Source organism: Streptomyces sp. NPDC000345 (assembly GCF_042898825.1).
Lineage (GTDB): Bacteria > Actinomycetota > Actinomycetes > Streptomycetales > Streptomycetaceae > Streptomyces.
In genome coordinates, this window is sequence record NZ_JBIAZE010000006.1 from 43,198 (window position 1) to 57,283 (window position 14,086).

Below are 14,086 nucleotides of genomic sequence, written 5' to 3' on the forward strand. Positions count from 1 at the left end.
CCGGCCGGCGGAGCGCCCCCTCACGCGCCGTCCCCGATCACGCGCACCCGGTGGTCGTACGAGAACACCAGGGCCGGCGCCGCCAGGTCGATGCGGTCGGTCGCCTCGCCGCGCTTGCCGGTCAGGGGGTCGGCGGGGTGCAGGATGACCTGGTCGACCAGCTCCACCCCCGGCACGCGCTGCAGCACGGCGAAGACCTCGCCCGACTGCACCGGGCGGCCGAACGGCCAGCCCTTCCCGTCCGCGCCGCCGGTCAGCGGGTCGAGGTGGCGGTACAGCGCGTCGTGGGCCTGGCGGCGGACCCGGTCGGTGTCGACGCCGCGGAAGGCGTGCACCGTCGCGACCACCGTCACGCCCTGGTAGTACGGGGGGCCCACCGCCAGCCTCGTACCGATCAGGCGGCGTTCGTCCAGGTGCCGCATGATGCGGTCCAGCAGGGCGTCGCCGGGCACCAGTTGCTCGAAGCGGAGGCGGCCGCCGGGGTCCGGGACCGCCTGCGGGACCACCAGCACCCGTACCGCGTACGAGCCGTGCTCGTCGGGCTCGCCCTCCAGGCAGGTGATGCGGGCCGTCTCGGGGGCCGCGCGGCGCGCCAGCTCCTCGTAGTCGCGCAGGGTCACCGCCCGCTCCTGGGCGCGCAGGGTGATCGGCGCCCGGAGCTTCGCCTCCTCCACCGTCTCGCCGTCGACCCCGCCGCGCGCGGCCTCCCGGTTGACGACCTCGGAGACGTACGGCACGGAGGTGCGCAGGACCTGGACGGCGCCGCGCGCCACGTTGCCGGCCCGGCCGCCGCCCGTGCGGTAGCGGCGGGCCCGGACGACCGCGCCCTTGGGCGCCACGGCGCCGTACTGCCGCAGGGTGCCGTCGGGCTCACGGACGGACGGGCCGAAGGCGATCTCGCCGGTGGCCGCGTCGAGGGTGACATGACGGTCGTCGGGGCCGGAGGCGGCGAAGTGGGGGACCACCTGCCAGTCGGCCCAGCCCTCGTGCTCGGCGGTCTGCAGGAGGAGGGGCGGGTCGTCGCCGACCACCGGGGCGTGGGCCAGGCGCAGGCGCTGGCCGGGCAGACCCGTCGACTCGCCGAGCGCCTCGTCGTACACCGTCTCGGCGTGCACGGCGGGGGCGGTGCCGCCGACCGTGAACGCCTCGGCGGAGCGGACGGTGGGCGACAGGGTGTAGAAGGGCTGGCCGGGCAGGGGTTCGGTGACGCGGCAGCGCAGCCAGCCGGCCTCCTGGCCGCCGGAGCGGGACAGGACGTGCCCGCCCGGGACGTGCAGGACGACCTCGCCGGGGCGGTTGAGGCCGCCGGTGCCGTCGCGGTCGACCTCGCAGGGCTGCCAGCCGTCCTCCGTCCACGCCTCCCAGACCAGGGGCGGCTGGCGGGGGTCGACACCGACGCCGTCGACGCGGCTGTCGAGTTCCAGGGCCACGGCGCAGTGCGGGACGGCCGCACTCAGGCCGAGGAGCATGCAGTCGCCCGGGGCCGGGGCCTCGGCGAAGCACAGCACGTCCTTGCCCTCGGCGAGGTCGGTGGTGACGTCGGTGACCGGCTCGCCCTGGTGCTGGACGACCAGATGGGCCAACGCGCTCGGTACGACGGCGAGTTCGCGTTCGGTCGCGAAGACGACCGCCTCCTCGCTCTCCGTCCGGACCGTGGCCACCTCGGTGCCGGTCGGCAGCAGGACCGTCTCCTCCTGGGGCGCGGACAGCCAGAAGGTGACGTCCGTGCGGGCCGCCGACGGCGGGAAGAGCCGGATGCCGACCAGGTCCAGGAAGGCCAGGTGGTTCTTGTCCGGGACCCGGTTGAGGCGGTAGACGATCTGGTCGGCCATGTGGGCGACCGTCTCGACGAGCGTGACGCCCGGGTCGGAGACGTTGTGGTCGGTCCACTCCGGCGCGCGCTGCTGGATGTAGCGCTTGGCGTCGTCGACGAACTGCTGGAAGCGGCGGTCGTCCAGGTTGGGGGAGGGCAGGGCCATCAGCGGTCGCTTTCAGGAGCCGGACCGGAGACCGGGCCGGGTGCCGGACCGGAGGAGTCCGGCTCGTCGTGGGACGGAATGACGTAGAAGGGGAAGACGAGACTGCGCGGGTTGTTGGTCCCGCGGATGGAGTAGCGGACGTCGATCCACAGCACGCCCTGCTCGCCACCGGCCGTGACCTCGACGTCGTTGACCTCGATGCGCGGCTCCCAGCGGTCCAGGCTGGTGTACACCTCGTGCTGGATACGGCCGGCCGTCGCCTCGTTGACCGGGGCGAACACCAGGTCGTGGATGGCGCAGCCGAACTCCGGGCGCATGGGGCGCTCGCCCGGCGCGGTGGCGAGGATCAGCCGGATCGCCTCCTCGATCTCGCGCTCGCCGCTGACCAGGGCGATGCCTCCGGTGGGGCCGATGCGCAGCGGAAACGCCCAGCCCGACCCGACGAACTGTTCGGCCATCAGACGGCCACCCTCCTGAGGAAGTGCCCGGCCCTCACGGGATCGGATACGGCTTGTTGTTGACCATCACGACGCCCTGGAGCAGGAGCGTGGCGGCCCGGATGCCGACATTGGCGGTGGCGTTGACCTGGATGGTGCCGCCCGCGCTGAGGGTCGCGGCGCCGCCCGCCTTGAGGCTCAGCGCCCCCATCGCGTCCACGGACACGACGCTGGACAGCGACTTGACGTTGACCGGGCCGGTGCCGCGGATGTCGAGCAGGCCGCCGCTCTTGATGGTGAGCTTGCGGCCCGCGCTGAGCGTGAGTTCGGTGCCGGCCTCGACGGACACCGAACGGCTGCCGGTGATCTTCACGGTGCCCTTGCTGTCGACGGTGATCTCCGTCTTCGTACGGTCCAGGTTGATGACGAGCCTGTCGTCGCCGGAGGTGACCCGGACGCCCTGCTTGCGGCCGCCGGTCTTCTGGCTGAGCAGGTCGACGCGGTTGCCGTCGCGGTCGGAGAGGGTGTGCCGGGCGGCGCGTCGGCGGGCGCCGTCGTGCAGCGGCACGTCCTTCACCGGGGTCGGCTTGTCCTTGCCGTTGTAGAGGCCGCCGATGACGTACGGGTGGTCCAGGGCGCCCCGGTCGAAGGCGACGAGCACCTCGTCGCCGACGTCGAGCGGGAAGATCGACCCGCCGTCCTTGCCGCCCCACTGCATGACCCGCGTCCAGTCGCTGATGTAGACGTCGTCGAGCCAGGGGAACTGCAGCTTCACCCGGCCCTGCTTCAGGGGGTCCTGGATGTCGGTGACGAGGGCGTTGGTGGTGCCGGGCAGGCTGAGGCCGTTCTGCGCGCCGCCGCCGGAGGCGAGGCCGTACAGGGACCGCCACTGGCGGCCGCTGACGGTCACCCAGGCCTCGTAGTGCTTGCCGTCGCCGAACACGTGACGGACGGAGGTGGCGGTGTACTTGCCCTCGAAGGGCGCCCCGACGTCGGCGAGGGTGACGGGCAGCCCCGGGCGGAGCTTCGGGGTGCCGCGCGCGATGACCTCCAGCTCGGCGAAGGAGCCGGTGACGTCGTCGGCGAGGGCCTCGGCGGCGAACCTCACCTCCGACTGCCGGTCGTACGGCGTCTGCGCGTCGACCAGTCTGGTGGGCTTGAACTTGGCGGCGGCCTCGCCGGGGGTCGTTCCGATCTTGATGCCGGGGTTGGTGGTGGCGGGCGCGGTGGCGGTCAGCGCCTTCTTGGTGGTGACGTCCCAGCCGCGGGCCTCGACATAGGCGACCTGCTCGGCGGAGGTGACGGCGGCGCGCAGCCGCAGGATGTCGGTGCCGGCCTCGAGGACGAAGGGGCTCTTCTCGCCGGGAGTGGAGGTCGGCGGCGCCCCGGTGGCGGGGTCGGGCTTGACGAACTGGAACTTGCCCTTGGCGTCGACCGACATGACCATCTCGTTCTCGTCGGCGAGGCGGGCGAGGAAGTCCCAGTCGGTCACGTTGGCCTGGCTGATGAACTCGTAGACGGTCTTGGTGGACTGGATCTTCCCCACGGGCACGCCGGCCTGGGCGGCCAGCTTGCGTGCGATGTCGGAGGCGCTCTGGTTGCGGTACGCGGCGATCCGGCGCTGGCGCATCAGGCGGTGGCCGGCGTCGTAGCCCCGGACGACGGTGAAGGAGCCGGTGCCGTCGTAGTCGGCCTCCAGGCCGCAGACCTCGCCGGTGAGCAGGGGGTCGCCGGCGCCCTGGCCGTCGGCGACGGGGGTGAGGACGACCGGGGTGCCGAACTTGACGCCCAGCTTGCCGAGGACGAGCCGGTAGGGGTCGCGGAAGGTCAGCCGGAAGGAGGCGGGCACGCCGAGCCCCTGGTCCACCCAGCCCTCCACGAGCAGTGGGGCGAAGTCGGGCGGGAGCGGGCTGCCGCCCAGGGTGACCTTGATGATGCTGGAGAACGCGGTCGCCACCATCAGGCACGCACCTCCCCGGCGGACGGGAGGATGAGCTCGATGCCGGTGGGCAGCCGGGTGGGGTCGTCGATGCCGTTGGCCTCGGCGATGGTCCGCCAGGCGGCCGTGTCGCCGTACTCGCGCCAGGCCAGCGACTGCAGCGAGTCGCCCGCCACCACCCGGTGGACGCGCTGGGCGGTCAGCGCGCCGGAGGTCGGGTTCTGGCCCTTGGTCTTGCTGGGGATCTCGTGCAGCCGCACCTGGCAGGTCGCGCGGATGGGGACGCCGGTGGTGCCGAAGAGGGAGTAGGTGACGTCGACACTGCTGACGTAGGCCGTGAAGTGCACGGTGGAGAAGGAGCCCCACTGGAAGACCACCCAGGGCGGCGAGGGCTGGTTGGCCGCGATGCTGCCGGTGGTGACCTCGCAGCAGTCGAACAGCGCCTCCACCTTCTGCATGACGGTGTTGCTGTCCGGCTGGTCGGAGGAGTCCAGGAAGATCTCCACGCTCATCTCGCGCGGCTCCGGGCCCATGAACTCCGGCTTGGAGCCGTCGCGGACGGCGGCCGTGGGGGTCACCTTCCACAGCGCCCGGCGGGCCACCTGGAGCTGGGCCGGGTTGAACTCGAACGCGAAGGATTTCCGCAGCCCGCCCGGTGTGGTGCTGGTGCCGACCGGCGGTTCGTGGATCGAGAGGGTCGCGCGGACCAGGCTCTTGCCCGCTCCGCTCCTGCTGCCCTTGGCCATGATGTGTGTCCTCGCTCCCGGCCTAGTCGGTGAAACCGTGGTGGGTGATCTCCAGGACCTCCGTGGCGACGCCCGGGTTCGCGGGGTCCAGGGAGGGGCCCTGCCAGCTCACCGGCAGTACGTCGATCAGGCCCCAGCGGGCCACCTCCGAGCCGTCGGCCCGCAGGGCCGCGATCTGCGCGGTGGGGCGGGTCACCCCGGTGGTGATCGAGGAGATCCACTTGGCCACCTTGGCGGTGTCCGGGGTGAGGGGCCGGGTCAGGCGGATGTTGGAGAACGTGACGCGGGAGGGGAGCGCCCACACGAAGCCGTTGTTGCCGCCCTCCTGGCGGTGCTCGATCTCCACCTGGGAGGACAGTCCCTCGCACCCGTTGAAGTAACCGAGGCTCTCGCCGTCGATGGTCAGGGTGAAGAAGATGGTGGAGCCCGGGTCGAGATCGCGGGACATCGAGGGGTCTGGCCTTTCTGGGGGCGCCGCTCAGTGGCGGGGGTCGCGGAGTCTGCCGATTCGTTCGCGGTCCAGGCGGAGTTCGGTGCGCAGGAGGCGGGTGATCCGGCCGGTGAGGCGGTGGGTCAGTTCGTCCAGCTGGAAGTCGGTGAGGGCGCGGGGGTCGAAGGGGGGAGGCGGGGTCGCGTCGGGGGTGGAACCCGGGCCGGCGTCGGCACGGGCGGTGGCGGTGGGGGGCGGCTTCTGAGGCGTCCGGGGCACGGCCGGAGGCGCGGGGGCCTCGCGTCGTTGGACGGCCGGGGTGGCCGCGGGCGGGGGCGTGGGGGCGGGGAGCGGTGCCGGCGCGGGCAACGGGGGCGCGCTCGTGGGGGTTTGGGGTGCCGGGCCGCGCGTCGGGAGGGGCGGGGCGCCGAGGGCGGCGGTACGGGGCTGGACCACGGGCACGGAATCCGTGCCGGGGGCGGTGCGGCGCAGCGGTACGGGGGCGGTGACCGCGCGGCGCTGGACGGGGGCGGGAAGCGGCGCCGACTGCGCGGGCGGCGGCGCCACGGGCTGCGCCACGGCGCGCTGAACCACCGCCGGCGCAGGGGCGGTCGGCGCCGACCGCGGTGCGGGGACGGTGCTGCCGGGGGGTGCGGGTGCGCGGTCGAGCGGGGCGGCGTCCGCGGGGCGGGCGGGGAGGGGTGCCCCGAGGACGGGGCGCGCGGGGGGCTGCGGCGCGCGCTGGACGGCGGGTGCCGCCTTGAGGGGGGCGCCCAGGCCTGTACGGGGGCGGGCGGACACGGTGGGGGCGGGGGCACCGGAGGCGGGGCCGGCCGGCGCCGCGTCGCTCCGGCGGCCGCGCACGGACCGCTGCACGGGGGCCGGGCCGGCCGCACGGGTGGGAGCCCCGACGGGGGTGGCCCGCTGGAGGGCGGGGCCGGGGGGCGTCACGGGCGTGGGCGCGTCGAAGGGCGCGGGCTCGGGCACGGGTGGTGTTACGGGGCCCGGTGTGCCGGTGGTGTGCGCCGTGGCCGCGTTGTGCGTACGGGCGTGCTGATGCCCGGGTGCGGCGGGCGGGGTGGCTTGCGGGGGCGTGGACGTGCCGGAGTTCTGGCGGGACGGCAGGGCTCGCTGGACGGGGTGCGCGGGGCCGGCTGCCGGGGGCGCGGAGGCGGCGGCGCGGTCGGCGGTGCCCGGGAGGGTGTCCTGGTGCCGGGCCTGCGGTGGGGCGACGGACGCCGGGGGTGTGGGCGCGGGCGCGGACGCGCGGTCCGGCGTACGCGAAACCGTCCGCCGGGCCGGGTGTCCGGCCGCGGGCGGGGTGGACGCGGGCGTGGACACCGACCGCTGGAGGGGGTGCCCGCCGGCCGCTTCCGGTGGGGAGACCGGGGCGGCCACCGCCTCCGGACCCGGCGCGGGTTCCTTGCCGGACGCCTGCCGCTCGCCGTCGGCTTCCGTGCTCCGGGGCGCGGCCGGAGCCGGTGCGGTCGGGGCGGACGGGAGCCGGGCGGGCAGCGTACGCCGCTGCACCGGGGCCGGGGCCGACCTGGTCAGAGGGACGGCGGGCACCGCCGTACGCGGTGCGGCCGGGGCCACACGGATACCCCGCGCCGGGGTGGGCGCCGGCGGGTGCACGGGCTCCACGGGGCGCCGCTGCGCGACCGGGCGGGCTGCGGGCGAAGCGGCCGGGCGCGACGGTGCGGCCACCGGCGGGGCGGCTTCCGGCCGGGCCGGGAGCGAGGCCGTCGGCGAGCTCGGTGACCGGGCCGGCCGCGACGGCGTGGACAGCGACGGAGCCGACGGCATGCCGGGACGCGCGGAGAGCGCTCCGGGCAGGACCGGGGAAGGCCCCGGCCCGGCCGAAGCGGCTCGCTGCACGCCGGGCACGGCTGCGGGGCGTGCAGGTCCCGCTCCCGGCAGGGCCGTCCCGGTCCCGGGGAGACTCGCCCCGGTCTGCGGCGGGGCGGTCGCTGCACCCGGTGGGGTGGACGCGGCTGCGGGCCGGGCGGGGCCGGTTCCCGGCGGGGTGGATGCGATTCCCGGCGGGGTGGACGCGGTTCCCGGCAGGGCGGTGGTGGGTGCGGGCGCTGCATCCGGCAGGGCCGAAGCGGCTCGCTGTACGACGGGCACGGCTGCGGGGCGTCCCGGTCCCGCTCCCGGCAGGGCCGTCCCGGTCCCGGGGAGTGCCGGTCCGGCGTGCGGCGGGGCGGTCGCTGCACCCGGTGGGGTGGACGCGGCTGCGGGCCGGGCGGGGCCGGTTCCCGGCGGGGTGGATGCGATTCCCGGCGGGGTGGACGCGGTTCCCGGCAGGGCGGTGGTGGGTGCGGGCGCTGCATCCGGCAGGGCCGAAGCGGCTCGCTGCACGCCGGGCACGGCTGCGGGGAGACCCGGTCCGGTCCCGGGAAGGGCCGGTCCGCTTGCCGCAGGTCCCGGCAGGGCGCTGGTGGGTGCTACGGCCGAGGTGGCTCGCTGGACGGGGGGCACGGTTCCGGGAAGGGCCGGTCCGGTTGCCGCAGGTCCCGGCTGGGCGGTCGGGCGTGCGGGCGCCGCACCCGGCAGGGTCGACGAAGCTCGCTGCATGCCGGGCAGGCCTCCGGGGAGACCCGGCCCCGCTCCCGGCAGGGCCGTCCCGGTCCCGGGGAGACCCGCCCCGGTCTGCGGCGGGGCGGTCGCTGCACCCGGCGGGGTGGACGCGGCTCCGGGCCGGGCGGGGCCGGTTCCCGGCAGGGTCGACGCGGTCACCGGCAGGGCGGTCGTGGGCCGGGGCGGTGCGGTCGCTGCACCCGGCAGTGCCGAAGACGCCCGCTGTACGACGGGCAGGCCTCCGGGGAGACCCGGCCCCGCTTCCGGCAGGCCCGGCCCGGCCCCGGGGAGGCCCGGCCCGGTTGCCGCGGCCCCCGGCAGAGCGGGTCCGGTCCCCGGCAAAGTGGACGCGGGTGCGGGCGCGGCGGTCGCTGCACCCGGCACGGCGGCTGTGGCTCCGGGCAGGGCGGTGAGCCTCCGTGGAGCAGGTGCCGTCCCCGGCAGGGCGGTCTTGAGCCCGGGCAGGGCGGAGGCCCGGCCCGGTAGCGCTGACACGGCGCGCTGCACGACGGGTGCGGCGCCCGCAGCGGTCGGCACCGCCCCCGGCAAGGAGGAGGCGCCCCTCGGCGGGGTCGACGCGCCCCTCGGCGGCATCGACGCGGCTCCGGGCAGGCTGGGTGCGGTGCCCGGCATGGCGGGCACGGCCCCGGGAAGGCCGGCAGCGCGTCCCGGCACGGCCGGTACGGCCCGTTGCAGGGCCGGCGCGGCTCCAGGGAAGGCCGGTGTGGCCCCCGGGGCGGCCGGCGCGGCTCCCGGGAAGGCCGGTCCGAGCCCCGGAAGAGCCGGTGCGGCTCCCGTCGGGCCCGGCGCGACGCCGGTCCGGCGAGGCGCGTGCCCCGCCATGCCCGGCATGCCCCCTGCCACGCCCGGTACGACCCCCGCCCCGCCCGGCGTCCGGCCCGGTGCCGTCCCCGGCGAGCTCGGTGCGTGGCCCGCTCGCAGCGGCGCCGGCTGCACCGGGACCACGGGGGGCGCCGGGCGCGAGGGGGCGGGGCCCGCCGGTGCGGGCGCCGGGGAAGCGGGGGAAGGCGCCGTGGCCGACAGGTTGCTCAGCCGGCCGCCCGCGGTTCCGTCCAGGACCATGGGTGAGCGCGTGCTGGTGAAGCTGGGGTTCTGCCAGGTGGCCAGGCGGCCGCCGAACCGGGCGTCGGCGACACCCGTCGCCGGCGTACCGGCCGCCACCGCCCGCTGGATGGGCGGCAGCCCCGGCCACGCGGCCGCGGCCCGCACGCCCGTCCCGCCACCGGCCGCACCGGCACCCGAGCGCACGCCGCCCGCGTCCGCCGGAGTACCGGTACCGCCCGCGCCGCCGCCCGCCTCCGCCGGCGTACCCGCGCCCGAAGCGCCCGTGCCCGTGCCCGCAGCCGCGGGGGTCGTGCCGCCTCGGCCGCCGCCCCGGAACCGATCCAGAAGCCCCACGCCTCAGCCCTCCGTCCCGCCCCGGGTCACCAGGGAGCTGATCTGGTCCGTCCAGCGGCGGCGGTCGTGGTGTTCGAGGTCCAGGATGTCGTCCAGGGACCAGTGGAAGTGGTAGGCGACGTACGCGATCTCCTCGTGCAGTCGGTCGGTCGCGTACGTCACGATTCCCCCAGGCGGCTCCCGCCCAGTTCCACCTCGAAGGGCTCCGCGCAGTGCGGGCACTCCACCGAGGCGCGGGTGTGGCCCTCGGCGTTGATCTGGCGGTAGAAGTCCTGCAGGAACGCCAGGTCGGAGGCGAACATGTTCTCCACCACCCCGTCGTGGACCAGCGGGAGGGTGCCGAGGCGGGTGATGACCCGGCCCAGGAGGACCACCGACAGGTACGCGGGGTTCTCCTGGACGCGGATGTCCCGGAGCGGGACCAGTTCGTCCCGCGCCGTCGACAGCCGCATCACGCCCTCGCGGTGGACGGTGCCCGCCTCGTCGACGTAGCCGCGCGGCAGCTCGAAGGGGAACTCCGTCTGCAGGCGCTGCTGCACCGGGGCCGGCGCGGGCGCGGGCGCCACCGACGGAAGCGGAGCCTCCTCCTGGGGCTGCTCCGCGCCCGTCGCCGGCCCCCGTACAGCCGTACGCCGCATTACTCGATGACCAGTTCTTCGAACGTGATCGTCACGGTCTCGGTCAGCGCGGACGCCTCGCCCGCCTTCACCGTGCTGGTGTCGATCTTGCTGCACCAGGCGTTGCGCATGTTGTACCGCTTGACCGGGTTGTTCTGGTAGTCCATCACCATGATCGTGGCGTTCTTGCGGGCCGTGCCCATGACGCCGTTGATCGACTCGGTGATCCACTGGTTGAACGCGGCGGACTGGGTCATACCGCGCACGACCGTGCAGGTGCCCGCCTTCTTCACGCCCGGCAGCTTCTTGGTGACCGGCTTGCCCTGCGCCGAGACCTGCTGGTACTCGATGACGTCCTGTTCGAGGCTGAGGCCGCTGACCTCGGCGAGGTACTCGACCATCACGCCGTCGATCTGCAGGCCGAAATTGTGCGAAGTAAGGGCGTCACCCGGCTGGAGACTCATCTGGAAGTTCCTCGTTTCGAATGCGGTCAAGTGCCTTGCGGGAGAGGGGGCGGAGGACTACTCCTCCAGCTCCCCGCTGCCGCTCGAGAACTGGGCCAGCCGGAAGATCACGAACTCGGCCGGCTTGACCGGCGCGATGCCGATCTCGCACACCACACGGCCGACGTCGACCGACTCCGGCGGGTTGGTCTCCTCGTCGCACTTGACGTAGAACGCCTCCTCGGGCCGGGCGCCGAAGAGGGCCCCCGCGCGCCACTCGTTGACGAGGAACGCGGAGACGTTGCGCCGGATCCGGGCCCACAGGGCGTGGTCGTTCGGCTCGAACACCACCCACTGGGTGCCGATCAGGATCGACTCCTCCAGGTAGTTGAAGTACCGGCGGACGTTGAGGTAGCGCCACGCCGGGTCCGAGGACAGCGTCCGCGCGCCCCAGACGCGGATCCCGCGGCCGGGGAAGGCCCGGATGCAGTTGACGCCGATCGGGTTCAGCAGGTCCTGCTCGCCGCGCGTGATCTGGATCTCCAGGTCCACCGCGCCCCGGACGACCTCGTTCGCCGGAGCCTTGTGGACACCGCGCTCGGAGTCGTTGCGGGCCCAGACACCGGCCACGTGGCCGCTCGGCGGGATCAGCCGGGCCTGGCCGCTGGCCGGGTCGAAGGACTTGATCCAGGGGTAGTACAGGGCCGCGTACTTGGAGTCGTAACCGGCCGTCTCCTGGCGCCAGACGCGGATCTGGCGGGCGTTGAGGCCCGGCGGCGGGTCGATGACCGCGACGCGGTCGCCCATCAGCTCGCAGTGCGCGATCAGGCCCAGCTGGACGGCCTTGACGGCCTCCAGGTCGATCGCGCCGCGCTGGTAGGCGGCCATCAGGTCGGGGACGGCGACCATGGACACCTCGTCGACGGCCTCCAGGCCGCCGAAGCCGGTGCGGTCGGCGCTGTCGCCCAGGTACTGGGCGGGTCCCACGGTCACCGGCTCGTCGGCGGCCGGGGCGGCGGGGGCGGCGGGGGCGGAGGCGGCGGGCAGCGCGACCGTCTGGTTATCCGGACGGGCCAGCTGCGCGGCCGGCGCGGCCTCGGCCACGGTGATGAGCTTGGAGCGCTCCTTGACCTGGGTGACGACGTAGGAGCGGTTGCCCTTCTTGGCGGAGACGTCGAACGTCTCCACGGCCCGGTCGCCGTCCTTGACGATGAGCTTGAACCGCTCGGCGGGGCCCTCGCCCTCCGCGTCCGCGACCTCCACGCTCAGGTTGCCCGGCGCCACGGCCGTCACGGTGAACGTGCCGAGCTGGCGGGGCTCACCGGCGGGAAGCGCGGCCGGGGCGGCCGAACCGCTCACGGCAGCGGGCGACTTGGCGTCTCCGGCCGCGCCGGCCGGGGAACCGCCGACCCGGACGACGTACGCCGCCGAACCGCCGTTGTTGAAGAAGCCGTAGACGGAGTGCGCCAGGTAGTACCCGTCGGTGAAGTCACCGAAGGCCGCCACGTACTGGGTCCAGTTGGTCACCAGGGTCGGCTCGTTGAGCGGGCCGGTCGGAGCGAGCCCGACGAAGGCCGCCACCGAGGTGCCCACCCCCTCGATCGGGCGGGAGCCGCTGGCCACCTCCTCGACGTATACGCCGGGCGACAGGTAGGACGGCATGCTGTGCTCTCCTCGGGGTACGCGTCAGGACGTTCTCACCGTCACGCGCGAAGCGCGTCACCCGAAACGGCCTTCGGTGCAGGGTGCGGGGCACGTTCGCTGCCCGTGAGGGCAGTCATGGCCGCGTCCGGCGCGCGGACACCGTCCGCCGCGGCCACCGCGGCACCGGTACGCCTCGGCCGCGGCCGTGCCGGGACGGTGCCCGGGACCGGGAATCCCCCTCTCTACCGTGCGGCCGGCGGGCGCGGCAGGGCCGCGGGGGCAGACCCTGGGGCACGTCCGGCCGGGAGGGCAAGCCGGTCCGGTCCTGCCGGGCACCCGCTCTGCCCCCTGGCCTCTGACCTCGCTCGCCGTCCACACCGTAGCGTCGGTGCGTGAGCCTGTGGACCTCCCTCGAACCCGCCTCCGTCACCGTCGATCCCGGCAGCCGGGCGACCGTCCGGCTGCGGGTGCGCAACACCGGTGACGTCGTCGACGAGTACCGTTTCGAGCCCGTGGGGGCCGTCGCGCCCTGGACGGTGGTGGAGCCGCAGACGTTGCGGCTGTATCCCGGTACGACGGGGACGGTGGAGCTGACGTTCGCGCCTCCTCGTACGCCGGACGCGGCGGCGGGGCCGAATCCGTACGCGGTGCGGATCACGCCGACCGAGCATCCGGACGCGGTGACGGTGCCGGAGGGGAATCTGACGATCACCCCGTTCACGGAGGTGCGGGCCGAGCTGGTGCCGCCGACCGTGAAGGGGCGATTGCGTGGCCGTCCCCGGCTCGCGATCGACAACCTCGGCAACACCAAGGTCACCGCCTCCCTCGGCGGGAGCGACAACGGCGACCGGCTCTCCTACGAACTCCAGCCGGGCAACGTGCAGATCGAGCCCGGCCGGGCCGTGTTCGTCAACACCACGCTGCGGCCCCGGCAGATCACCTGGTTCGGCTCGAAGGAGGAGCATCCGTACAGCCTGTCGGTGCGCCGGTCGGGGGCGCAGCCGCTGGAGGTGGACGGGACGTTCGTGCAGCGCGGGTTCCTGCCGAGGTGGCTGGCGACCGCGCTGAGCATCACGATGGCCCTCGCGATCGCGTTCGTGATGATCTGGCTGGCGTACAAGCCGCAGGTGCGCTCGCTCGCGTCGGAGAAGCTCCAGGAAGCCGGGAGCACCGCGCTGCCCAGCCCCTCGCCGCCGGTCGAGAGCGCGCCGGCCGCGCCGAAGACCAGCGCGCCCGCGGTGGCGGACGTCCCGGACACGAGCGGGGACTCGGCCGGCGGCGGGAGCGGCGGCGGAAGCGGCGGTGGCGGCGGGAGCTCGTCGGGCGCGACCGCGAAGCCGAAGAAGCAGACCGCCGCCGACGCGGTGCAGGCCCTGGCCGCGCGCAGCGACGGCCGGCACATCTGCTACCGCGCCTATGTCGCCGACCGGGGCTGGCAGGACCCGGTGTGCGACGGCGCGATCGCGGGCACGACCGGCAAGGGCCTGCCGATCAAGGAACTGAACATCGCCACGGTGGGGACCAAGGGCGTCAACGGCAACGGCGCCCATGTGAACGAGGGCTGGCTGACCGGCGCCAAGTGGTCGAGCGCGGCCGACGGCGCCGACATGTACCTCGGCAGCCTCAAGGAGGCGGTCTCGCCGCTCCAGGGCTTCACCATCGGGCTGGGGGACGGCAGTTCGGTCTGCCAGAACGCGCACATCAAGGACAAGGGCTGGCGCGGCGTGGGCTGTTCGGACCCCGGCGCGAAGGACAAGTGGATCTACGGCGGCAGCCCCATGGACTGGAAGCTCCAGCTGGAGGCGGTCCGCTTCACCGTATGAGGAGGCCGCACCGGCGCCTCATAGTC

Annotated in this window: 11 protein-coding genes; 1 reads left to right on the forward strand and 10 read right to left on the reverse strand. The window is 74.8% G+C overall.

Going from position 1 to position 14,086, the window contains the following annotated elements:
* Positions 1 to 20: 20 nt before the first annotated feature.
* The 10 genes from ACFY30_RS15950 to ACFY30_RS15995 all read right to left on the reverse strand — a co-directional run bounded on the left by ACFY30_RS15950 (position 21) and on the right by ACFY30_RS15995 (position 12,255).
* Positions 21 to 1,979, reverse strand: a complete 1,959-nt coding sequence (locus ACFY30_RS15950; protein WP_390845791.1) for a putative baseplate assembly protein — start codon at positions 1,977 to 1,979, stop codon at positions 21 to 23.
* Positions 1,979 to 2,437, reverse strand: coding sequence for a GPW/gp25 family protein (locus tag ACFY30_RS15955; protein ID WP_390659612.1), 459 nt, complete (start codon positions 2,435 to 2,437; stop codon positions 1,979 to 1,981). Before ACFY30_RS15955 ends, ACFY30_RS15950 begins: the two co-directional genes overlap by 1 nt.
* A 34-nt stretch (positions 2,438 to 2,471) precedes the next feature.
* The gene (locus tag ACFY30_RS15960) at positions 2,472 to 4,376 is read right to left on the reverse strand and encodes a VgrG-related protein (protein WP_390845792.1); all 1,905 of its coding nucleotides are present in this window, start codon (positions 4,374 to 4,376) and stop codon (positions 2,472 to 2,474) included.
* Positions 4,376 to 5,101, reverse strand: a complete 726-nt coding sequence (locus ACFY30_RS15965; protein ID WP_390659610.1) for a tail protein X — start codon at positions 5,099 to 5,101, stop codon at positions 4,376 to 4,378. Before ACFY30_RS15965 ends, ACFY30_RS15960 begins: the two co-directional genes overlap by 1 nt.
* A gap of 22 nt (positions 5,102 to 5,123) precedes the next feature.
* Positions 5,124 to 5,549 carry a phage tail protein gene (locus ACFY30_RS15970; RefSeq protein ID WP_390845793.1) on the reverse strand — a complete coding sequence of 142 codons (426 nt, stop codon included), beginning with the start codon at positions 5,547 to 5,549 and terminating at the stop codon, positions 5,124 to 5,126.
* Positions 5,550 to 5,579: 30 nt separating this feature from the next.
* Positions 5,580 to 6,518, reverse strand: a complete 939-nt coding sequence (locus tag ACFY30_RS15975) for an extensin (protein WP_390845794.1) — start codon at positions 6,516 to 6,518, stop codon at positions 5,580 to 5,582.
* Between the two features lie 3,018 nt (positions 6,519 to 9,536).
* A complete protein-coding gene (locus ACFY30_RS15980) occupies positions 9,537 to 9,695 on the reverse strand; it encodes a DUF6760 family protein (RefSeq protein ID WP_390659607.1) in 159 nt (52 codons plus the stop codon).
* The gene (locus tag ACFY30_RS15985; RefSeq protein WP_390845795.1) at positions 9,692 to 10,171 is read right to left on the reverse strand and encodes a hypothetical protein; all 480 of its coding nucleotides are present in this window, start codon (positions 10,169 to 10,171) and stop codon (positions 9,692 to 9,694) included. The genes ACFY30_RS15980 and ACFY30_RS15985 overlap by 4 nt, the downstream gene beginning before the upstream one ends.
* A complete protein-coding gene (locus ACFY30_RS15990) occupies positions 10,171 to 10,614 on the reverse strand; it encodes a phage tail protein (RefSeq protein WP_390659605.1) in 444 nt (147 codons plus the stop codon). Before ACFY30_RS15990 ends, ACFY30_RS15985 begins: the two co-directional genes overlap by 1 nt.
* A 57-nt stretch (positions 10,615 to 10,671) precedes the next feature.
* Positions 10,672 to 12,255, reverse strand: coding sequence for a phage tail sheath family protein (locus tag ACFY30_RS15995; protein WP_390845796.1), 1,584 nt, complete (start codon positions 12,253 to 12,255; stop codon positions 10,672 to 10,674).
* A gap of 374 nt (positions 12,256 to 12,629) precedes the next feature.
* On the opposite strand from ACFY30_RS15995, the gene ACFY30_RS16000 reads away from it, so the two are divergent.
* The gene (locus ACFY30_RS16000; protein ID WP_390845797.1) at positions 12,630 to 14,060 is read left to right on the forward strand and encodes a hydrolase; all 1,431 of its coding nucleotides are present in this window, start codon (positions 12,630 to 12,632) and stop codon (positions 14,058 to 14,060) included.
* Positions 14,061 to 14,086: the final 26 nt, after the last annotated feature.